Below are 18,976 nucleotides of genomic sequence, written 5' to 3' on the forward strand. Positions count from 1 at the left end.
CGGTAAATGAGTCCATATGCCCTCATTCCCGGGCGGGCGCCTTGCGGCCGCCCGGCGAGGATCGGAGCTCGGGACATGGGAAAGCAGCACCGCACAGCGCTGGCCCTGGCCGTATGCGCTGCGACAACGGCCGGAGGCGCACTCCAGACCCAGGCGAGTGCCGCCCCGCGCACGGAGAGTGACCTCGACGGGCTCTCAGGGCAGGAGATCGCGCGGAAAGCGGTGAAAGAGCTGAATTCCGCTTCCTCGCTGCGGCTGAAAATGAAGGCCCGGGATCTGGAGCTGGATCTCACCCTCGACGAAAAGGCGAATTGCGCCGGAAAGATCACCATTCCGGGCAAGGGCTCCGTGAAGGTGATCAAGCGGGGCGGAACGGTGTGGATGAAGCCCAGTGCCGCGTTCTGGCGGCACGAGGTCGGGGGCGAGCAGGGGGAGTCGGCCGCCGAGCGCTTCAAGGGCCGCTACATCAAGGGCAGTTCGCAGGACGCCATGCTCGGCGCCAACGGCCTCGCCACCGCCTGCGACCTCGACGCCTTCCGCGCCTCCGCCGGAGCCGACACGGAGCGCGGGCCCGGCCGCTGGAAGCGCGGCGGGTCCACGGAGGTCAAGGGCCGCGACGCGGTCGCCGTCACGCGCGTACGGGACGAGGTCAAGGTCAGGATGCTCGTCGCGGACGAGGGGAAGCCGTATCCGCTGAAGCTGGAGCGCGAGGCGGGCCCCGAGCGCGACCAGATCCGGCTCGGGCGCTACGACAGGCCGGTGCCGGAGAAGACCCCGTCGAAGGAGAAGACGATCGACGTCTCCGAGCTGCGGGACGGGCTCGGCGAGCGGCAGGGGCCCTCGGAGGAGGTGTAGGGCGGGTCGGCGCGTCGCGCGGGGGCGCGGGGCGGAGACGCGTAGGGCGTACGGGCGGTCCCGTACGCCCTGCACGCCGTACGCCTACGCGCCGTACGCCCTACGCGTCTCCGCCCTACGCGCCTCCGCCCTCCCCGGCCTCCCCCTCCTCCGTGAGTTCGGCCGCGATCTCCCGTACACAGCGGCGCAGCCACATGTGGGCCGGATCCTTCTCGTCGCGCGGATGCCACGCCTGCGCGATGGGGAGGTCCGGCAGATCGAGCGGGATCTCGAACGCGACCAGGCCGAGCCGCTCCCGCTGCCAGGCCGCCAGCCGCCGCCCCGTGCGCGCCACCAGGTCCGTCTCCGCGACGACCAGCAGCGCCGCGGTGAACGTCGGCACCGACGCCGCCACCCGCCGCCGCAGCCCCCGCTCCTCCAGCCGCTCGTCGATCGGGCCGTACAGCCTGCCGCGCCGTGACGTCGTGACGTGCTCGGCCGCCGCGTACCGCTCCGGGGTGATCCCGCCGTCCAGCAGGGGGTGACCGGCGCGGACGACGCCGACGTTGTCGTCCGTGAAGACGTACTCGACCCGGGTGCCGGGCGCGGGCGTGTGCACGACGCCGATGTCCAGGTCGGCGCGGCCCTCCCGCAGCCCCGTCTCGTCGCCGGGCCCCTCGGGCACGAGCCGCAGCGAGACGCCCGGCGCCTCCCTCCGTACGCGCTCCAGCAGCCGCATGCCGATCGAGGTGAGCAGCGAGTCGTCGGCGAGGAGCGTGAACGTCCGCTCCAGCGTGGCGAGTTCGAGCGGGCTCTCCGACGTGAAGACGGCGGTCGCGCGCTCGACCACCTCCCGCACCTCCTCGCGCAGCTCCAGCGCGCGCGGCGTCGGCACCATCCCCCGGCCCGACCGCACCAGCACGGGGTCGCCGAGGGCCTTGCGGATCCGGGTGAGCGTGCGGCTCATCGCGGGCGTCGAGAGGTGCAGCCGCTCGGCGGCGCCGGTCACGCTGCCCTCCGCGAGCAGGGCGTCCAGGGCGGTCAGGAGGTTCAGGTCGAGCTTGGATTGCATGGGGCGCAATTATGCCTTGAGAAGGTTGCAATTGTGGTAATCGATGCCGCCTGCCTACGGTGTCGGTGCGACTCCGTACGACGGGACCCCGGCGGCCGCCCCCTCCCTCGTCCACGCGAACTCCCTTTCTCTGCACTGGATTTGAGGTACTCCCATGTCCGAAACAGCCCTGCGGGCGCCGTCCCGGCCGCCGGGGACGCGAGAACCGGCTCCTTCTCCCCGCCGCCCCGGCGCGGTCCTGGCCCTGATGTCGGCCTGCGTCGTGCTGGCGGTCGCGCTGGTGGCCGCCGTCAACCTGGCCCTGCCGAAGCTCGCCGCGAGCGGGCTGGAGCCCGGCCACGCGCAGCTCGTGTGGATCGTCGACGCGTACGTCCTCGTCTTCGCCTGCCTCCTCATACCCGCGGGCGCCCTCGGCGACCGGCGCGGCCGCAAGGGCGCCCTCCTCGCGGGCCTCGCGGTCTTCGCCGCGGGCTGCGTGCTGGCGGCCCTCGCGCCGGACGTGGGCGTCCTCATCGCGGGCCGGGCCCTCTCCGGCGCGGGCGCCGCGCTGATCATGCCCGCGACCCTGTCGCTGGCCGTGGGCTCGGCGCCGCCCGGGCGCCGGGCGCACGCGGTCGCCGTCTGGACGGCCGCGACGGGCGCCGCGGGGATCGTGGGCAACCTCGGCGGCGGACTGGTCCTCCAGTACCTGCCGTGGCAGGGCCTGTTCTGGGCATCGGCGCCCCTGGCGCTGCTCCTGCTGGCGCTGACCGCGCGGCTGGCCCCGCGCATGGCCCCGTCCCCCACCGCGGGCCCGGCCGACCCGCCGGGCACCGCGCTCCTCGTCCTCGCCTCCCTCGCCCTGCTCACCGGCATCATCGAGGGCCCCCAACACGGCTGGGGCTCCGCCCTGGTCCTGGGCTCCTTCGCCGCGGCGGCCGTTCTCGGGGCGCTCTTCCTCGCCCACGGACTCCGGTCCGCGCGGCCCCTGTTCGACCCCCGCGTCTTCCGGGCCCGCGCGCTGCGGGGCGGCACCCTGGGCATCGCCGCCACCTTCTTCGGCCTCTTCGCCCTCTTCTACGTCAACGCGCAGTACCTCCAGTACGAGAAGGGCTACTCCCCCGCCCTCGCCGGGCTCGCGATAGGCCCCGTGGCCGTCGGCATGATCGCCGTCTCCCGGTACAGCCCCGCGCTCGTCCGCCGTCTGGGCCGCACGCCGCTGGTCGCGGCGGGCCTGACCTGCGTCGTCGCGGGCCTGGCCCTGCTGTCGCTGCTCACGAGCGGGACGCCGTACGTCTGGTACGCGGGCATCCTGTTGCTCCTGTCCCTGGGCATGGGCCTGGCCATGCCCGCCCTCTCCACGACGGTCCTCGGCGCCCTCCCCGACGCCCGCGCGGGCCTCGGCTCCGGACTCAACGGCGCCGCACGCGAGTTCGGCAGCGCGCTCGGCGTCGCCGTGATGGGCACGGTGCTGGCGGGCACGGGCCGCGACGGCTTCACGGACGGCATGGCCACGGGCTTCCGCGTCACGGCGGCGGTGGTGGCGGTGCTGGGCGCGGTGACGGTGTGGTGGCTGCGCGAGCCGCGCGGCGCGTCCGCCGGAAGGAAGCGGGCATGACTCTCCTGGACCGCCTCCTGACCCCCGCCACGGTCACCGACACGGGAACCCGCACGGGCCGCTTCCACCACCTCACCCTGGAGACCCCGGCCCCGCTGCCCTGGACACCGGGCCAGCAGATCCGCGTCCACGTGAACGGGCTCGCGGGCCCGCGCCGTACGTACTCGGTCTGGGACCGCCGGGACCGTTCCCTCGAACTCCGCGTCCTCGACCACGAGAACGCGGGCCCCGGCGCCCGCTGGGCCCGCACCGCGGTCCCGGGCACGCGCGTCCGCATCGGCCGCCCCGAGGGCGGCCTCGTCCCCCGCCCCGGCGACCACCACCTCTTCCTCGGCGACGAGACGGCCTCGGCGGCCTTCGGCCCGATGATGCGGGCCCTGCACGCCCGGGGCGCCCAGGTGACGGCCCTGATCGAGGTCGCCGACGAGAACGACCGCCTCCCCCTCCCCGGCGACGTCACCTGGACCTACCGCGAGGGCCCCCCGTCGTCCCCCTCCCCCACCTTCCTCCGGGCCCTGTCCGCCTTCCCCCTCCCCACCACCCCACCGGTCACCTACCTCGCCGGCGAAGCCCGCACCCTCCAGTCCCTCCGCACCCACCTCACCCACCACCACGCCTGGCCCCGCCGCACGATCCTCACCAAACCGTTCTGGACACCGGGGAAGAGGGGACTGGAGTAACCCATCCGTGCGACAAACACACGTTTACCGGGGGTAGTCGACAGAACCGCGTTTTCGGTCCACCCCATGGTCAGCGCACCTCACGAAGCGCAGCGTCTGCCGGAACAAGAGCACCGCCACGTGGGCGGCCGAGCCCATCCGCATCGGTCTCCCCGCCCACCCCACTCTCACCGTCCACCCCCTCGTGCTGGGCCCGCACAACGTCCCGGCCATCACGGATCCCGTCGAGGCCGCCGCCGACATCCCGCTCGCGGGCCTTCAGGGTCACGGCCGCCGGTGAGCTGTTCGCCGACGGGGAGGAGGGCTAGGGGGTGTCCTTGAGGAGGCGGAAGCGTTCCAGGACCGTGGGGGTGGTGTCGGTCGCGGTGAACGCGGGGTCGTCGAGGGCCGCGCGCATCTCGGGGGTGTGCCAGAAGCGTTCGTGGTCGGTGCGCCATGCGGCCAGGCTCGTGTGGCCCTCGCCCTCGTCCACCGCGTGGGCCAGGTCCACCTGGGCCAGGGGGACGACACGGACGTCGGTGACCTCGATGACCGCGACGGGACGGTCGTCCGAGTCGACGACCACCGAGCGGTCCCCGGCCTCGGGCAGGCGCTCGCCCTCGATTTCGTACGCGGCGAGGAGGCCCGTCGTGGCGGTCTTCGTGCCGTCGAGGATCGCGGCGACGAGCCGGTCGCGGAGCGGGCCGGGGAAGGCGAACTCGGCGCGGGGCAGTGAGGCGATGTCGTCGGCGGAGGTCATGCGCTCACCGTAGCGGCCCGGCCCGTCAAGGGCGCGGTACGCCCATGGGGTTGGGGTCCGGGATCGCGGCCGTGTCGAAGAGGTGACGGGCGAGAGGGGTCGCGCGGGCGACGATCTCCTCCGCCAGCGCGGTGTCCGAGGGAGCGGCCAGCTCGTCCGTACGGGCCTCCACCGCGGCGCGGAGCGCCTCGCCGGACGCCGTCAGGAGACCGTCGGGGGTGAGCAGGCCCCGGGCGACGAGGGCTTCGGCGGCGGTGTCCCACTCCTCCTCCGTCCAGCCCCGCGTGGTCCGCAGGAGGTCGTGGGGGACGCGGCCCGTCGCCGCGTGGGTGACGCCCGCGTCGAGGCCCGTCAGCCCGTGCTCGGCGGCGGCCCGCAGGTGACCGTCGCCACGGTGCTCGCGCAGCACCGTGGCCGCCAGCCACAGCCGCTCCGTCGGCGAGGCGACCGGCGAGGCGGCCAGCGGGGCGGCCGGTGAGGCGGGGCGCGGCACCCCGGCCCAGGCCGCCGCCAGGGGCCGGTCCTCGACGTCGCACGCGTCGGCCGCGCGTTCCAGCAGCGACGTCAGCGCGGACAGCTCCTCCGGGGGAAGCCCGTCCGGAAGCGCCCGGGCCAGGGCCGTACCGACCGCGTCCAGGCGGGTACGGAGCACCCGTTCCGGCGGCGCGTACTCCCACGCGTCCGGCAGCGCCCGGCCCACGCGCCCCGGCGCGAAGACGAAGCACAGGGCCTGCCCCGTCGCCGCGTCCACGGCACCGGCGGGGGCCAGGCGCCCCGCGAAGTACCCCATCCACCAGCCCCGCAGCCCCGCGGCCCGCGCGGCGTCGGCCGTCTCCGGGGCGAAGTACGTGAGGGCGTGCAGCGGTTCGACGGCCGTCCACAGGCGGCGGGCGAGGCTCATGCCGCGGGCCTGCCCGCGCCCGCGCCCGCGCCCGTACGGCCGGGAAGGTGGACCAGGATCAGGGTGACGCCCGCGAACATGAAGTTCCGGGCCGCGGCCTCCGTACCGTTCCACTTCTCGGACTGCCACATGGCGAACCACTCCCCGCCGATGGCCAGGAACCCCACCCCGAACAGGAGCAGCAGCATCAGCAGCCCCACCGTCGAGGCACGGCGCGGGCGTTCGTGGTCGCCGTGGCGCAGGGAGCGGCCCCAGAGCACCGTCGCCGCGACGAGGACCAGCGCCGCCACGGTCTCCCACACGATGATGGCGACGTACGCGACGTCGGCGACCGTCCTGCTCTCGATCGCCCGCCACATCAGGTCCTCGTCCTCGAACGTGGTGTCCATCGCGAAGACGTGCCGCACGAACTCCTGGTTGGTGCCGAAGTCCGTGATGTTCCCGAACGCCACCAGCGCGATGTACAACGCGAGCGTCCCCGTCAGTGCCGTCGCCACCACCGGCAGCGTTCCCGCCTTCATGGCCCCGCCTCTCCTGTCTCGTTCACGTACCGGGCGTGCACGCCTCCGCGATGGCCCGGCTGTCCTCGTAGAGGTGATAGCGGACGAACCGGCCCTCGCGCACCGTCAGCCGCATCACGTACGGCGAACGAAAGCTCTTTCCCGTGGCGCGCACATGTCCCTTCAGCATCCCCATGATCACCGCGTCCTCACCTTCCACGAGGACCGTTTCCACGGCCCGGGGGTTGTCCGGCGCGGACGCGACCCCGGCGGCGAGTTCCGCGAAGTGCGCCGCGACGTCCGCGCGCGTCTCGCGGGGGCGTATCCAGGGCACCCCGGGGTTCTCGGCGATCATCCAGTCGACCCTCTCGGCGAAGAGCGCCGCGACGCGCTCGGGGTCGCCCGCGGCGATACGGGAGAGGAGTTCGTCGACCGCGCTACGGGTGCGGGCGCGAGTGCGGGTACGGGTGCGGGTAGGGGCGTCGGCGTTCGTGCCGGTGTCGGCAGAGGCTTCGGTCATGGCGTCGAGGGTGAACGGCCCGCCGTCCCCGGTCGATTACCTCCCGGGTAAGCCGAAGGAGTCGCGGGCTGCCGTCCCGACCAGCTCCCGCTGCGCGGAACGGGCGCCGCGCCCGGCCCCCGCCCCTCGGGGCGCGCCTCAGAACACGCCGGGAAACCCCCGAACGGCCGGGCCGGCACGGCCCCTTGAGAGCCCTGCGCATCGACCGTCCCGCGAAGGCTGAGGGCAAGGTGCGAGCCGTCCCTGTCCCGCACCTCGCCCTGCCGGTGATACGTCCACCACCCTGCTCCCCCGCCCCTCCCGCCCGCCACCCCTCACCCGTCCCACGGGCCCGGCCGGGACGACCCCCGCCGTGGCCTGCGGGGATACCGGCCGGGATGAAGACGGCGCGGGACGCGGGGCACCTGGCGAGGCCTCAGGGGCGCACGGCTCAGGAGAGCGACCAGGGCATGGGGCAGGGGCCGTTGTGTTCCGGCTCGGGGCAGATGAGGCGGCAGAGGGCGTCCTTGAGAACGGTGATGCCGTCGGTGCCGTCGGTGCCGTCCGTGCCGTCCGTGCTGTCGGAGTCATCCGTGCCGTCCGTGCCGTGCGTGCCGGGGAGGGCCACGGTGACCCGGACCTCTGCGAGCGCGCGTCGCGCCGGGTCCGAGGGCGGTTGATCCGGGTGCTCGATGACCCACTGCTGGACCAGGTCCTCGTACCGCTCCTCGACATCGGCCCCGCGCACCAGATCGACGGTGCCGACCCCGGCCCCGGCGCCCGACCCGGCTCGGGCCCCCGTCCCGGCCCCGGCCCCGCTCCGCACGAGCCCGCGGGCCTTCTCCGCGAGCGCTTCGACCTCCCCCGCCGTCCCGTAGACCCCGAGCCGCACTTCGTGGGGGCGGTACGCGTGGGTGCGGGTGTACGGCGTGAAGCCGAGCGCCCCGTACAGCTCGCGCGGCACGGGATACTCCTCGTCGCCGCGCGCCGCCACCACGGCCCGCCGCGCCCCCGCCTCCGCGAACGCCCGCAGCACGGCACCGCACACGGCCCGCGCCAGCCCCCGCCGACGATGCCCGGGCCTGGTCGCCACGGGCTCGAAGAGGCCCGTCCGGCCCGCCTCGTCGTACCACCCCTGGCAGAACGCGAGGACCGTCCCCTCGGTGTCGACCGCGACGACGTCGAACGCGGGCCGGTACGGCCACACGTCCCGCAGCCGTCCGTACCGCTCCCCGGTGCACCAGCCGCCCCCGAACGCGGCGCGGTGCACCTCGGCCCGGCTCTCCCGCTCCCGCGGGTCGTCACCCCGCAGGACCCGCACGGTGATCCCCTCGGGGGCCGGGGCGGGCGCCCCGGACCGTACGTCCGCCGGGTCCAGGCGCCGCTCCATCCGCACCATGAACGGCTCGTCCTCCTCGGCGGCGTAGCCGCGCCGCTCCAGCGCGGCACGCAGGTGCGGCTCGGACTCGGCGACGTCGGTCCGCACCGGCGCCCCGGCGGTGCGCTCGGCCCAGGCGATCACCTCGTCGGCGAGCGCCTCCTCGTCCCGGGCGACCTGGGCCATCAGACGCCGCTCGGGCAACTCCAGCCACGCCCAGGCCACGGCCCGTCCGCCGCGCCGCCAGACCGCGGTGGGCCGCTGGTCCCCGCGGTCGAGCGCCAGGCACCAGTTCCACGCGAGGTCGCCCACGTGCCAGTGTCCGGCGGACGGGAACTCCCGATGGGCCAACTCCTGCATGTCCCGCAGGGCTTGCGGCCCGGGGTACTCGTCGCGCTGGGGTGCGTCCGGTGCTTCCATCCCCTCATGCTGAGCGGACCCGCCGGACCCCGGCAACGCAATATGCGCCGGTCAGGGGAGCGGGCTTCGCGGAACGGGCCTCAACGCTCCACGTACGCCACGAACTTCTCCCACGCCTCGCCGGGGAAGCCCAGCACCGGGCGGTCGACGTCCTTGGTGTCGCGCACCAGCACGTCCTCGGTCCCCGCCGCGACCTCAAGGCAGTCCCCGCCCTGACTCTCGCTGTAGCTCGACTTGAACCACTCCAGCGCGTCCATCTCACTCCGTCCGTCAACTCGTCGGTGAACAGGACGATGCCGCTCTCTGTTGATGCCCCGGGACGCACCGTAGGCACACCTCACCCGGCACTCCGGAGGCCTCGGAGCGCGTGAACCGGTTGCCCGGAGGGCCCGGTTCACCCCGGGCGCACGCGGGCCCAGCGGACCTCCCCGTCCTGCCGCACCCGGGTGGGCAGGAGGCCGGCCGCCGCCGCGACGGCGGCCGAGGCGTGGTGCTCGGGGTGGACATGGGCCAGGACGGTGCGCACGTCCTCGGCATCCAGTGCGGCGACCAGCGCACGGGCCGCCTCGACCGCGAAGCCCTGCCCCTGCCAGGCGGCACCGACGACCCACGCGATCTCGGCCGTCCGGGAGCCGGAGTGAGGGGAGAAGCCGGAGTGAGGGTCGGGGTCGGGGCCGCGGCCGGGGTCGCCGGGTGGACCGGACGTCAGGGTGGCCTGGACCGTGCCCACGAGGCGCGACGTGGCACGGAGCCGGAGCACCCAGTTGCGCCAGGTGACGTCGGGGTCCGGGGAACCGGCGGTGAGGCGCGCGTACCGGGCGCGCAGCTCCTCCTCTCCTGGCGGGGCGCCTCCGATGAAGGCGTAGAGAGCGGGGTCGGACAGGACGCGGGCCATCTCCGGCGCGTGCGCGACGCGGAGCGGCAGGAGGTCGAGGCGGCGGGTGCGGAGCGGGGAGTCCGGCATCTCGGGAGGCCGCGCGGCGGGCACGCTACACCACCTCGCCGCCCACTCCCGAGCGGCCCGGCGGGACCGGGACGAGGATCACCGTCACCCTCTTCCGTATCTCCTCGCCGAGGACCGCGACGGCGGCATCGGTGATGGCGGCGATCAGGCGGGCGGGCTTGCCCTCGTGCTCGGGCGCGAAGGCCGCCTCGCGGAGGCGGAGGGTGATGACCGGCGCGCTGTCCCGGGAGGGAGAGCCGCCGACGCCCCAGCGGCCGTCGGGGACACCGAAGATCTCCACGGCGGCGAGCTCGAAGAACCGCTCCCCGTAGACCGAGGCGACAGCTTCGGCCAGCCCGCGGATGAGTTTCGGCTCGACCGAGCCGTCAAGGGCCTCTTCACGGATTCTTACGTCGAAGTGGGGCATGGTGAATCTCCGTTCGGCAAGGAGGTGCACACGGGATGGGTAACATGGACCATTTCTCTTTGCTTTCAAAGCATCTTTAATCTCAAAGGTAATTGGAGGAGCGGGCGGTGTCAACGACCAATCACCGACGACGGGGGCTCGACGAGGACGAGGCGATCAGAGCCCTGCTGCTGCTCATGCCCCGCATGGTCGGACGCGCGAAACGGATCCCCGTCCCCGACGAGCTCCAGTCCCTGGCCCTGGCCCCCCGTCACCTCTCCCTGCTCTCCTACCTCCTCTTCGACGGCCCGGCGACCGTGAACGACCTGGCCGCGAGGCTCGAAGTCGCCCCCACCACCGTGAGCCTGATGGTCGGCGAGCTGAGCCGTAAGGGCGTCCTGGAGCGGCGCGAGGACCCGGACGACCGGCGCCGCCGCATCGTGAGCATCGTCGAGGAGTGGGGGCCCGAGATCGCGGGCTGGCTCGCCCGCGGCGCCGACGCCTGGCGCCAGGCCGTGGCCCCGCTCACCCCCGCCCAGCGCCGGCTCGTGGTCGACACCCTGGAGTCCTACGAGGCCGCGATGGCGGAGGCCGAGAACGGGTCCGAGAACGGGTCCGAGGACTGATCCCGGACGCACCCGGCACACTTGCCGCATGAGCAACGATCTTCATGACCTCGGGGGACTCTTCGGCTTCGTCGTCCACAGCGCGCGGCTCCGGGAGGTCACCCGGCACAACAACGCGACCGCCGGGCGCAAGGAGAGCGTCGCGGAGCACTCCTGGCATCTGGCACTGGTCACCTGGGTGCTGCACGCCGAGTTCGAGCGCGAGACCGGACATCCTCTGGACCTTGAGCGGATGCTCAAGCTCTGTCTGATGCACGATCTGGTCGAGATCGACGCCGGGGACCCGTCCGCGTGGGGCCAGGAGCCGGGCGACGGCGGCAAGGCCGCGGCCGAGGACGCCGTCGCCCGGCGGCGGTTCGGCGCGCTGCCGGAGCCGCTGGCGGGCGAGTTTCTCGCCCTGTGGCGCGAGTACGAGGACGGCGAGACCCCGGAAGCCCTGCTCGTACGCGGCGTGGACCGGCTCAATCCGGCGCTGATGCGGACCCTGACCGGGCAGGGCTGGGCGGACGTCGGCGCCGACGCGGCGGCGCTGGACGCGCTCCAGTTGCCGCGGGTCGGCGTCAGCGACACCCTGCGCGCGCTGTACGAGGAGGTCAGGGACGCGGCCGTACGGCAGGGGCTGCTGCCGTCTTGACGAGCTGCCCGTCGACCAGGACGACGAGGCAGCCGCAGGGCCCGGCGCAGTACTCGACCTCCCCCAGGGACGTCGGGTGCCGGGAGCGCGCCGTCCACTCCCCCGTGCCGGTGGGGAGCCAGCAGAGCGGGCAGCGGTCCGTGTCCTGGAGGCGGGAGGAAGAAGGAAGGTACGGGGGATGCACAGCCATGGGTCCACCGTGCTGTCATGGTCTTATGCAGTTCAACCATTACGGCGGTGAGGCCGCCAAGCTGGCCGCGGACCTGGTGAACGCGCCCGTGCCCTTCGCACCCGGCGACCTCGAACCCCTGCTCGCCGCGCACGGCATCGTCGAGCGCACGCTGACGGACGTACAGGCGGCGGAACTCGAGGAGTGGCGGCGCGACCTCGCCGCCGCCTTCGGGCCGCAGGAGCTGGAGACGCGCGTGGCCGCCGTCAACGCGCTGCTGGCCGCGGCCTCCAGCCGCCCGTACCTCACCACCCACGACGGGCACGCGCCGCATCTGCATTACAGCGCGCCGGACGCCGACGCGGCCGCGCACATCCGCGCGGTCACGGCGGCCGGGCTGGCGACCCTGGTCTGCTCGGCGGGCGCGCACCGGCTCGGCCGGTGCGCGCTCCCGGGCTGCGCGCTGGCGTTCGTCGACACCTCGCGCAACGGGCGGCGCGCGTACTGCTCCGTGCGCTGCGCCAACAACGACGCCGTCGCACGCCACCGCGCCCGCACCCGCACGCGCGCGCGGGGCGGGCCGCGCGTCAGCTCCCCGTGAGCACCCCGTACGCCTTCTTCGGCTCGCGGAACCAGGTCAGCAGGCCCTTGTTGTGGAAGCCGCGGACCTCGACCGGGTTCCCGCCGCCGCCCTCGGGGGTGAGCATGAACTCGCTCACGGGCCAGTACATCGTGCCGAGCGTCTTCGGCCGGTGGTCGAGCTGACGGCCGTAGGCGGCGACCAGTTCAGCTTGGTACCGCTCGGTTCCCTTTCCGTCGCCGGGACGGCCCCTGACCGCCTCGGCTCCGTATTCGCTGACAACCAGCGGCTTGCCGCCCGCCTTCTTCTGGATGGCGTCGGTCAGACCCGCGACGTCGTCGAACTCACCGTAGTACCAGCCCGAGTAGATGTTCGCGAGGATCACGTCCTGGTAGGCGTACGACCTGTCGTCCGTGTGCCAGGCGCTGACCTCGGTGTAGAGGCGTGAGGAGTCGCGCTTCCTCCCGTGCGCGATCATGTCGCGGACGTAAGCGGCGCCCTCGTCGGTCTGCGTGTGGTTCTCGTTGCCGACCGACCAGGTGACGACGGAGGGGTGGCCGCGGTCGCGGCGGATCATGCGGTCGAGGCGGTCGCGGGCGAACACGCGGGTCTTCTCCGAGGCGAGCTGCTCCTTCTTCGCCTGCGTCACGTTGATCTCCTCCACGACGAGGAAGCCCAGCTCGTCGGCGGCGTCCAGCAGCGCGGGCGTCGTCGGGTAGTGGCCGGGCCGGAAGAGCCGGAAGCCGTCGTCGTGCAGCTTCTCCAGCTCGCGTCGGGAGAGCCCCGCCGGGTCGGTACGGCCCAGCCCCGGATGGTCGGCGTGCCGGTTGAAGCCCTTGAGGTTCTTCACGGCGCGCCCGTTGAGCAGGACCTCGCCGTCCTCCGTCGTGACCGTGCGGAAGCCCGTACGGGTCGTGAGCGCCCGGCCCCCCGGGCCCGGGGTGACGCGTACGTCGTACAGGCGCGGGTTGTCCAGCGTCCACAGCTCCGGGTCGTCCACCTTCAGCTTCACCGGGCGCGATTCCTCGCCGCCCTCGGGGAGTTCGAAGGTGACCTTCCGGTCGAGCACCGCACGGCCCTCACCGCGCGGCCCCGCCACCCGCACCCGCGCGGGGACGTCCCGGGCCTCCCCCGTCGCGTTGACCCCCGAGGCGCGCAGCTCCAGCGTGCCGTCCGCCGCGCCCTGGGCCGTGACGTCGGTGATCTCCGCGTCGCGGGTGCGCTCGACGCGGACCTCGTCCTGGATGCCGCCCCAGTTCCAGTAGAGGTCCTGGTTGATGCCGTAGGGCGCGATCGTCTCCTTCTTGCGGTTGTCGACGAGCACGGTGAGCTGGTTGCGGCCCTCGCGGGCCGCGCCGGTGATGTCGAGGCGCTCGGGGAGATAGCCGCCGGTGGAGGTCCCGACGTGCTCGCCGTTGACGAAGTAGCGGCACTCGAAGAAACAGGACTCGGCGACGAGAGAGAGCCTGCCGCCGTCCCCGCCGTCCCCCTCGGGGGCGCGGAACGTCCTCCGGTACGCCGACACCTGCCCCTCGTGGTCGTTCCATCGTGCCCGTACGGCGCCGAAGGAGCTGGGGACCTGGATCCGGGTCATCGCCGACTCGTCGAAGCCGGGGCGCGTGGCGGGCGGCCGGGCGCCGTCGAGCGCGCCCTCGGGCAGTTCGTCCTCGACCGCGAACTTCCAGGTGCCGTCGAGGACGCCGGGCTTCCCTGGGCCCCGGACGTCGATACGGCGTTCCGCCGTCACCGTGCCCTGCGCGGTCACGGCCTCGGCGCGCAGCGTGTGCGTGCCAGGCGACAGCCGGCCCGCGTCTGCCGCGACCCGCCACTTCGCGTCCTGCCCGGTCCCGTCGGCGTAGAGCCGGGTCATCTCCGACAGCGCGGTGCCGTCGACGGAGAAGCGCACGGTACGGGTGTCGTACGGGGCCGTCACCTCGATGTCCGTGATGCCCTCGGCCCTGCGGTCGCGGGGGGCCACAAAGCGGACCTCGCGGCGCTCCTCCGGAGCGTCGTGCCCGGCCGCCGCGACGATCTTCCGTGCCCCGGACGGGAGTTCGGTGAGCCCGAGGTGGTTGGGCGCGAAGGTGTTCTTCTCCGAGCCGGACTTGCCGGGGCGCGGGTCGTCGGTCCAGTTGTCGCGCGCGATGTTGTAGCCGCCCCAGGAGGCCCAGGCGGAGAGCCACTTGACGTCGGTCTTCTCCAGGTCGTGGTCGGTGATGCTCCACACCACGTTGTTCTGCGTGGTCCAGTGGCGGCTGCGCTCGTCGTGGTAGATCCCGTTGCCCGTGGGCGACTCGGCGGTGTCGATGTCGTTCGCGTAGACCTTCGAGCCCGGCGACTGGCCCTGGGTGTAGATCGCGGCGCCGTCGCGGAGGGTGCGCATGTGGTCGTGGACGCGGTTGTGGGAGACGACGACGTCGCGCTGCACGTCCTCCTTGCCGACGAAGTCCCAGCCCCAGCCGACGGAGATCGCGGTGTACGGGAGGTGGGTGACCGTGTTGTGGTCGACGGCGAGGCCGTCGTTGTAGCCGCCGAAGATCCCGACATTGTCGCGGTACTCGCGGGCGACGTGGGTGATCTCGTTGCGGCGTACGACGTTGTCGCGCGAGCGCGCACGGGGGTCCTCGGGGCGCGCCTTCGTGTCGCCGACGAAGACCGCGCCGCCGGACAGGTCGGTGAACGTGCTCCGCTCGACGGTGCTGCCGCTGGTGCCGCCCGACAGGTCGAGGCCACCCGCGCCGAGGTGCCGCCAAGTCCCGTCGCGGAAGATGACGTCCCGCGCGGCCTCGACCTCGACGGCCGTACGGATGCGGGGGTACTGCTCGCCGTGGCCCGGCTGGGTGCCGGTCGGGGCGCCGTCCACGTAGTGCCCGGCCTGCCCGCTCACGTACCCCTCGCGGGTCGAGGGCCGCCGCCAGGTGGTGTGCTCGAAGGCGATGCCCTCGAACGTGAGGCCGGTGACGGGCTCATCGAGGGTGCCCTTGACCGTGAGGAGCCGCTCGGCACGGGGCAGTACGGCCTCGGCCCGCGCCATGTCCTCGCCCTCGCGCGGCACGTAGGAGACGGTCCGCTTCCGCTCGTCCACGTAGAACTGGCCGGGCGTGCCGAGGAGTTCGTACGCGTTCTCGAACCAGTCGATGCCGTGATAGCGGCTGCTCGACGGGGAGGCCGACTCCCAGCCGGTCTGCGTCTTGAGCGCCTGGTTGTCCCAGCAGGGCCGGTCGAGGGTGAGGGTGCTGGTCCCTTCCCCCTTCTCGGCCTGCTCGGCCTTCGCGACGCCGCAGCGGAAGTCCCGCCACTGCACGGCGGTCACGGCCTCCAGGTCCTCGGGGTGCGCGAAGGAGGCGAAACGCCCGTCGGCGCCGGTGATCCCGTCCTCCGTCACCTCGCAGTCATCCTTGCCGCAGGCCGCGCTGCGGGCCCGTACGGCGCGCTCGCCGTCCACGTACATCTGCCGCGCGCCCGAGGCGCCCCCGGGCAGGGGCGCGGTCCAGACGTTCTTCTCCGGGTCCGTCCGCTTCCACCCCTCGACGGGCACCCCGCCGTCGAACACCGGCTCGGCGCCGGGCGCCGCGCGCCACGTCACCCGGTGCCCGTCGCGCCCGGAGTCCTCGGACGTCAGCTCCAGCGGCCCGGCCAGCCGGTAGCGCCCGCCCGCGAGTTCGACGGTCACGTCCCCCTGCCCCGCGGCCCGACGGGCGGCGTCCCGCGCGGCGGTCAGCCCGCAGGGCGCCTCGGCCGAGCACGCCTCGCCGCGCCCGTCGGGCGCGGCATGGACCGTACGGGCCGGGGGCTGGGCCGCCGACTCGGAGACGGCCGCGTCCAGCGGGAGCAAGAGGGCCGCCGCGAGTGCGGCGGCGAGGGATCTGACCGTACGTTTCGCGAGCCGCATGGGGTGCCTCCGCTACGCGCCGACGGGGAGAGGTCCTATCTCTGCCGAGCGGGGCGGACTCTAGTGAGGCTCTGTGGCGACAGCAAGGGGTAGAGGTCGGATCAATACGCAGGGCGGGCCCCGGGGATCCCCCGGGGCCCGCCCTTCTGCTGCTGTCCGGCTCAGATCAGGCCGAGGCCGCGTACCGCGTCGCGCTCCTCGGTCAGCTCCTTGACGGAGGCGTCGATACGGGCGCGGGAGAAGTCGTTGATCTCCAGGCCCTGGACGATCTCGTACTTGCCGTCCTTCGTGGTGACCGGGAAGGAGGAGATGATGCCCTCCGGCACGCCGTAGGAGCCGTCGGACGGGATGCCCATGGAGGTCCAGTCGCCGTCGGCGGTGCCGTTGACCCAGGTGTGGACGTGGTCGATCGCGGCGTTCGCGGCGGAGGCGGCGGAGGACGCGCCGCGGGCCTCGATGATCGCGGCGCCGCGCTTGGCGACGGTCGGGATGAACTCGTCGACCAGCCACTTCTCGTCGTTGACGGTCTCGGCGGCGTTCTTGCCCGCGACCGTGGCGTGGAAGATGTCCGGGTACTGGGTCGCCGAGTGGTTGCCCCAGATCGTCAGCTTCTTGATGTCGGCGACGGTCGAGCCGGTCTTCTTCGCGAGCTGGGTCAGCGCGCGGTTGTGGTCCAGGCGGGTCATCGCGGTGAAGCGCTCGGCCGGGACGTCCGGGGCCGAGGCCTGGGCGATCAGCGCGTTGGTGTTGGCCGGGTTGCCGACGACCAGGACCTTGATGTCGTCCGCGGCGTGGTCGTTGATGGCCTTGCCCTGCGGCTTGAAGATGCCGCCGTTGGCCTCCAGCAGGTCGCCGCGCTCCATGCCCTTGGTGCGGGGGCGCGCGCCGACGAGCAGCGCGACGTTGGCGCCGTCGAAGGCGACGTTCGGGTCGTCGCTGATCTCGATGCCCTGGAGGAGCGGGAACGCGCAGTCGTCCAGCTCCATCGCGGTGCCCTCGGCGGCCTTCAGCGCCGGGGTGATCTCCAGAAGCCGGAGCTTCACCGGCACATCCGCGCCGAGCAACTGGCCGGAGGCGATCCGGAACAGCAGCGCGTAGCCGATCTGACCGGCGGCGCCGGTGACGGTGACATTGACGGGAGTGCGGGTCATGGCGATCTCCGTAGTGCCTGGTAGAACCTGACGTGGCTGGCGGTTTGTGGCGCCTCAAGTCTCTCTACGTCAAGAGACCCACCCGTCAGGCTATCCGACCCTCCACGCGCCGGAGGGCCCGGCCCCTTCCCGGGCCGGACCCCCACTCCGTCACGCGCGCGTCCCGTACGGGCTCCGCGGCTACTCCTGGACCGTCTTGCCCGGGGTCGTGCAGCCCGAGCCGCCCGCGACGAGGGTCGCGCAGGCGCGCGCCCCGTCCCGGTTCTTGACGGAGACCATCTCGGTGTACGCGTCGTTGGTCGTCTTGACCTTGTCGCTCTCGGCCTGGCCGCCGCCCGCGGTGATCTTCAGGGCGTCGCCCTTGGTCGCGCTGGTGATGCGCGCCCACGAGGCCTTGCAGACCTTGCTGTAGCGGACCTCGACGTAGCTCGGGCCGACCCAGGCGGAGCTGACGCTCTTCGCGTACTGCCCGCCGCAGCCCATGGTCTCCGGGTCCTTGCCGGAGCAGTCCTTGCCGCTGCACTTCACGCCCGACGGCAGGTTCGCCGACTTCTTGCTGGGCGAGGGCGGCGGCGGTGCGGCCTTGTCGTCGTCACCCGTCAGGTCGAAGAGCAGCACCCCGGCGGCGATCACGACGAGGGCGCCGACGATCCCCGCCAGGAACATCGTGACCCGGCGGCGGCCGGCGTCCCGCCCCCTGCCGCCGGGAGCGCCCGGGCCACCGCCCGGGCCGCCGGGAGCGGCGGGCCCCGGTATGTCCTGCGGGCCCGCCGGGGATATAGGCGACGCGGCCGAGGCGGGACCCGCGAGCGGACCGGCAGACGGACCGGCGTACGGATCGGCGTGCGAGGCGGACGCCTCGGAATTCGTCGCACCGGAGGTCGAGACGGCGCCCTGTGCCTCGGGACGCGCCCCCCACGAGGAGAAGTCCACGCGCTGCGGGGACTGCCCGGCCTGCGGCATCTGGGTCGTCTTCGGCGCCTGGCCGGCGCGCGGCAACTGCGTCGTCTTCGGCGACTGGCCGCCGTGGCCGCCCGGACCGCCGCCCGGGCCCGCGCCGCCGCCGATGCCCGGCGCCTCGGACTCGCTCTCACGGGTGCCGGCTCCGGCCCCCGCGGCGCCGCCCGCCGCCGTGCCGTCCTTGCGCAGCCGCGCCGTCCCGGCCGCCGCGGAGCCCGCCTTGAGGGAGTCCCCGGTGACACGGCGCAGCGCGCGCGTACGGTCGTCGTCCGCGCCCGAGGCGGCAGCCGGGCCGCCCTGGCTTCCCGGCACGTCCGGGGCCACGGGCCCCGCCGGTGCCACGGGACCCGCGGGCGGCGCGACCGGGCCGCCGGGCTGTCCGCCCGCGGCGGCGGCAGCGCCGCCCCTGGCCTTGCGCCGCTTGCGCCCCTTCGCGGGCTCGTCGCCGAACTCCCCCAGGGCCGCGCGTGCCTGCGCGACCATGATGGCCTCCATCGTGACGTCGTGCCGCATCTCACTGCGGCTCCACGCACGCTCGGCCAGCTCCCACATGGTGCCGAGGTGTCGCACATCCGTGCCCGTCACCTCGGCCAGCGCCTGGGTGGCGCCACGCGGCGGCAGCAGCCGCCCGTTCAGATAGCGCTCCCAGGACGACTTGCTGTAACCCGTGCGGTCCGCGATGGTGGCGACGCTCATCCCGCTACGGTCGACGAGCCGCCGGAGCTGGCTCGCGAACTCGCGAATCTGCGGGTCCAGTTCCTCTGGTAGCGCCCTCCAACGAGGCATTGCCTCCCCCTTGTCCCCCCGAATCGTGCTTACTTTCCCCCACCTGCGCCGCTGCCCCCGGGCTGCGTACTGGCTACCCAGGGGGATGCAGAAAGCCAGGATGTCAGTTCCGGGATCGGGGGCGCACGGGAGCATGACGGGCAAATACCCTCACCCGCGCACACCCCGTTGGTCACGCGTACCCCCTAGTCTGCCAGCCCATCCGGACA

General features: G+C 73.5%; 19 protein-coding genes. 6 read left to right on the top strand and 13 right to left on the bottom strand.

Annotated elements, in window-relative coordinates:
* Positions 1–75 precede the first annotated feature (75 nt).
* The gene (locus ABD343_RS14490) at positions 76–855 is read left to right on the top strand and encodes a hypothetical protein (RefSeq protein WP_344527901.1); all 780 of its coding nucleotides are present in this window, start codon (positions 76–78) and stop codon (positions 853–855) included.
* A 115-nt stretch (positions 856–970) separates the two neighbouring features.
* Here ABD343_RS14490 and ABD343_RS14495 read toward each other — a convergent pair whose 3' ends face one another.
* Complete coding sequence (locus ABD343_RS14495; RefSeq protein WP_344527903.1) at positions 971–1,906, bottom strand: LysR family transcriptional regulator; 936 nt, start codon at positions 1,904–1,906, stop codon at positions 971–973.
* A 154-nt stretch (positions 1,907–2,060) separates the two neighbouring features.
* On the opposite strand from ABD343_RS14495, the gene ABD343_RS14500 reads away from it, so the two are divergent.
* Positions 2,061–3,503, top strand: a complete 1,443-nt coding sequence (locus ABD343_RS14500; protein WP_344527905.1) for an MFS transporter — start codon at positions 2,061–2,063, stop codon at positions 3,501–3,503.
* Positions 3,500–4,183, top strand: a complete 684-nt coding sequence (locus ABD343_RS14505; protein ID WP_344527906.1) for a siderophore-interacting protein — start codon at positions 3,500–3,502, stop codon at positions 4,181–4,183. Before ABD343_RS14500 ends, ABD343_RS14505 begins: the two co-directional genes overlap by 4 nt.
* Before the next feature lie 304 nt (positions 4,184–4,487).
* On the opposite strand, the gene ABD343_RS14510 is transcribed toward ABD343_RS14505, so the two are convergent.
* The 8 genes from ABD343_RS14510 to ABD343_RS14545 form a co-directional block, all read right to left on the bottom strand.
* Complete coding sequence (locus ABD343_RS14510) at positions 4,488–4,922, bottom strand: ASCH domain-containing protein (protein WP_344527908.1); 435 nt, start codon at positions 4,920–4,922, stop codon at positions 4,488–4,490.
* Positions 4,923–4,947: 25 nt separating this feature from the next.
* Positions 4,948–5,823, bottom strand: a complete 876-nt coding sequence (locus ABD343_RS14515) for an SCO6745 family protein (protein ID WP_344527910.1) — start codon at positions 5,821–5,823, stop codon at positions 4,948–4,950.
* The gene (locus ABD343_RS14520) at positions 5,820–6,344 is read right to left on the bottom strand and encodes a DUF2165 domain-containing protein (RefSeq protein ID WP_344527912.1); all 525 of its coding nucleotides are present in this window, start codon (positions 6,342–6,344) and stop codon (positions 5,820–5,822) included. The genes ABD343_RS14515 and ABD343_RS14520 overlap by 4 nt, the downstream gene beginning before the upstream one ends.
* 22 nt (positions 6,345–6,366) lie before the next feature.
* Complete coding sequence (locus tag ABD343_RS14525; protein WP_344527914.1) at positions 6,367–6,843, bottom strand: nuclear transport factor 2 family protein; 477 nt, start codon at positions 6,841–6,843, stop codon at positions 6,367–6,369.
* A 430-nt stretch (positions 6,844–7,273) separates the two neighbouring features.
* Positions 7,274–8,620 (bottom strand): GNAT family N-acetyltransferase, encoded by a 1,347-nt coding sequence (locus ABD343_RS14530; RefSeq protein WP_344527916.1) that lies wholly within the window; start codon positions 8,618–8,620, stop codon positions 7,274–7,276.
* Positions 8,621–8,700: 80 nt separating this feature from the next.
* The gene (locus ABD343_RS14535) at positions 8,701–8,877 is read right to left on the bottom strand and encodes a DUF397 domain-containing protein (RefSeq protein WP_344527918.1); all 177 of its coding nucleotides are present in this window, start codon (positions 8,875–8,877) and stop codon (positions 8,701–8,703) included.
* 137 nt (positions 8,878–9,014) lie between these two features.
* Positions 9,015–9,584 (bottom strand): GNAT family N-acetyltransferase, encoded by a 570-nt coding sequence (locus ABD343_RS14540; protein ID WP_344528580.1) that lies wholly within the window; start codon positions 9,582–9,584, stop codon positions 9,015–9,017.
* 25 nt (positions 9,585–9,609) lie between these two features.
* Positions 9,610–9,990: a tautomerase family protein gene (locus tag ABD343_RS14545; protein ID WP_344527920.1), complete on the bottom strand. Its 381-nt coding sequence runs from the start codon at positions 9,988–9,990 to the stop codon at positions 9,610–9,612.
* Positions 9,991–10,166: 176 nt separating this feature from the next.
* On the opposite strand from ABD343_RS14545, the gene ABD343_RS14550 reads away from it, so the two are divergent.
* Positions 10,167–10,595 (top strand): MarR family transcriptional regulator, encoded by a 429-nt coding sequence (locus ABD343_RS14550; RefSeq protein ID WP_344528582.1) that lies wholly within the window; start codon positions 10,167–10,169, stop codon positions 10,593–10,595.
* Positions 10,596–10,623: 28 nt separating this feature from the next.
* On the top strand, positions 10,624–11,229 hold the full coding sequence (locus ABD343_RS14555; RefSeq protein ID WP_344527922.1) for an HD domain-containing protein: 606 nt from the start codon (positions 10,624–10,626) through the stop codon (positions 11,227–11,229).
* Here ABD343_RS14555 and ABD343_RS14560 read toward each other — a convergent pair.
* A complete protein-coding gene (locus ABD343_RS14560; protein ID WP_344527924.1) occupies positions 11,189–11,419 on the bottom strand; it encodes a hypothetical protein in 231 nt (76 codons plus the stop codon). The genes ABD343_RS14555 and ABD343_RS14560 overlap by 41 nt on opposite strands.
* Before the next feature lie 25 nt (positions 11,420–11,444).
* Here ABD343_RS14560 and ABD343_RS14565 point away from each other — a divergent pair, with 25 nt between their 5' ends.
* Positions 11,445–11,999 carry a CGNR zinc finger domain-containing protein gene (locus tag ABD343_RS14565; RefSeq protein WP_344527926.1) on the top strand — a complete coding sequence of 185 codons (555 nt, stop codon included), beginning with the start codon at positions 11,445–11,447 and terminating at the stop codon, positions 11,997–11,999.
* Here the strand turns inward: ABD343_RS14565 and ABD343_RS14570 are convergent.
* From ABD343_RS14570 to ABD343_RS14580, 3 genes are all read right to left on the bottom strand, one after another.
* A complete protein-coding gene (locus tag ABD343_RS14570) occupies positions 11,986–15,870 on the bottom strand; it encodes a glycoside hydrolase family 2 TIM barrel-domain containing protein (protein WP_344527928.1) in 3,885 nt (1,294 codons plus the stop codon). The two genes, ABD343_RS14565 and ABD343_RS14570, sit on opposite strands and share 14 nt — an antisense overlap.
* A 161-nt stretch (positions 15,871–16,031) precedes the next feature.
* A complete protein-coding gene (locus ABD343_RS14575; protein ID WP_344527930.1) occupies positions 16,032–17,021 on the bottom strand; it encodes a malate dehydrogenase in 990 nt (329 codons plus the stop codon).
* Between the two features lie 180 nt (positions 17,022–17,201).
* Positions 17,202–18,767, bottom strand: a complete 1,566-nt coding sequence (locus ABD343_RS14580) for a helix-turn-helix domain-containing protein (protein ID WP_425578180.1) — start codon at positions 18,765–18,767, stop codon at positions 17,202–17,204.
* Positions 18,768–18,976: the final 209 nt, after the last annotated feature.

The organism is Streptomyces albiaxialis, from assembly GCF_039530985.1.
Classification (GTDB): Bacteria; Actinomycetota; Actinomycetes; order Streptomycetales; family Streptomycetaceae; genus Streptomyces; species Streptomyces albiaxialis.

Bases quoted from the DNA above. Each gene is read 5' to 3' on its own strand.
- ABD343_RS14490 (WP_344527901.1), top strand. From the start codon at position 76: ATGGGAAAGCAGCACCGCACAGCGCTGGCCCTGGCCGTATGCGCTGCG.
- ABD343_RS14495 (WP_344527903.1), bottom strand. From the start codon at position 1,906: ATGCAATCCAAGCTCGACCTGAACCTCCTGACCGCCCTGGACGCCCTG.
- ABD343_RS14500 (WP_344527905.1), top strand. From the start codon at position 2,061: ATGTCCGAAACAGCCCTGCGGGCGCCGTCCCGGCCGCCGGGGACGCGA.
- ABD343_RS14505 (WP_344527906.1), top strand. From the start codon at position 3,500: ATGACTCTCCTGGACCGCCTCCTGACCCCCGCCACGGTCACCGACACG.
- ABD343_RS14510 (WP_344527908.1), bottom strand. From the start codon at position 4,922: ATGACCTCCGCCGACGACATCGCCTCACTGCCCCGCGCCGAGTTCGCC.
- ABD343_RS14515 (WP_344527910.1), bottom strand. From the start codon at position 5,823: ATGAGCCTCGCCCGCCGCCTGTGGACGGCCGTCGAACCGCTGCACGCC.
- ABD343_RS14520 (WP_344527912.1), bottom strand. From the start codon at position 6,344: ATGAAGGCGGGAACGCTGCCGGTGGTGGCGACGGCACTGACGGGGACG.
- ABD343_RS14525 (WP_344527914.1), bottom strand. From the start codon at position 6,843: ATGACCGAAGCCTCTGCCGACACCGGCACGAACGCCGACGCCCCTACC.
- ABD343_RS14530 (WP_344527916.1), bottom strand. From the start codon at position 8,620: ATGGAAGCACCGGACGCACCCCAGCGCGACGAGTACCCCGGGCCGCAA.
- ABD343_RS14535 (WP_344527918.1), bottom strand. From the start codon at position 8,877: ATGGACGCGCTGGAGTGGTTCAAGTCGAGCTACAGCGAGAGTCAGGGC.
- ABD343_RS14540 (WP_344528580.1), bottom strand. From the start codon at position 9,584: ATGCCGGACTCCCCGCTCCGCACCCGCCGCCTCGACCTCCTGCCGCTC.
- ABD343_RS14545 (WP_344527920.1), bottom strand. From the start codon at position 9,990: ATGCCCCACTTCGACGTAAGAATCCGTGAAGAGGCCCTTGACGGCTCG.
- ABD343_RS14550 (WP_344528582.1), top strand. From the start codon at position 10,167: ATGCCCCGCATGGTCGGACGCGCGAAACGGATCCCCGTCCCCGACGAG.
- ABD343_RS14555 (WP_344527922.1), top strand. From the start codon at position 10,624: ATGAGCAACGATCTTCATGACCTCGGGGGACTCTTCGGCTTCGTCGTC.
- ABD343_RS14560 (WP_344527924.1), bottom strand. From the start codon at position 11,419: ATGGCTGTGCATCCCCCGTACCTTCCTTCTTCCTCCCGCCTCCAGGAC.
- ABD343_RS14565 (WP_344527926.1), top strand. From the start codon at position 11,445: ATGCAGTTCAACCATTACGGCGGTGAGGCCGCCAAGCTGGCCGCGGAC.
- ABD343_RS14570 (WP_344527928.1), bottom strand. From the start codon at position 15,870: ATGCGGCTCGCGAAACGTACGGTCAGATCCCTCGCCGCCGCACTCGCG.
- ABD343_RS14575 (WP_344527930.1), bottom strand. From the start codon at position 17,021: ATGACCCGCACTCCCGTCAATGTCACCGTCACCGGCGCCGCCGGTCAG.
- ABD343_RS14580 (WP_425578180.1), bottom strand. From the start codon at position 18,767: ATGCCTCGTTGGAGGGCGCTACCAGAGGAACTGGACCCGCAGATTCGC.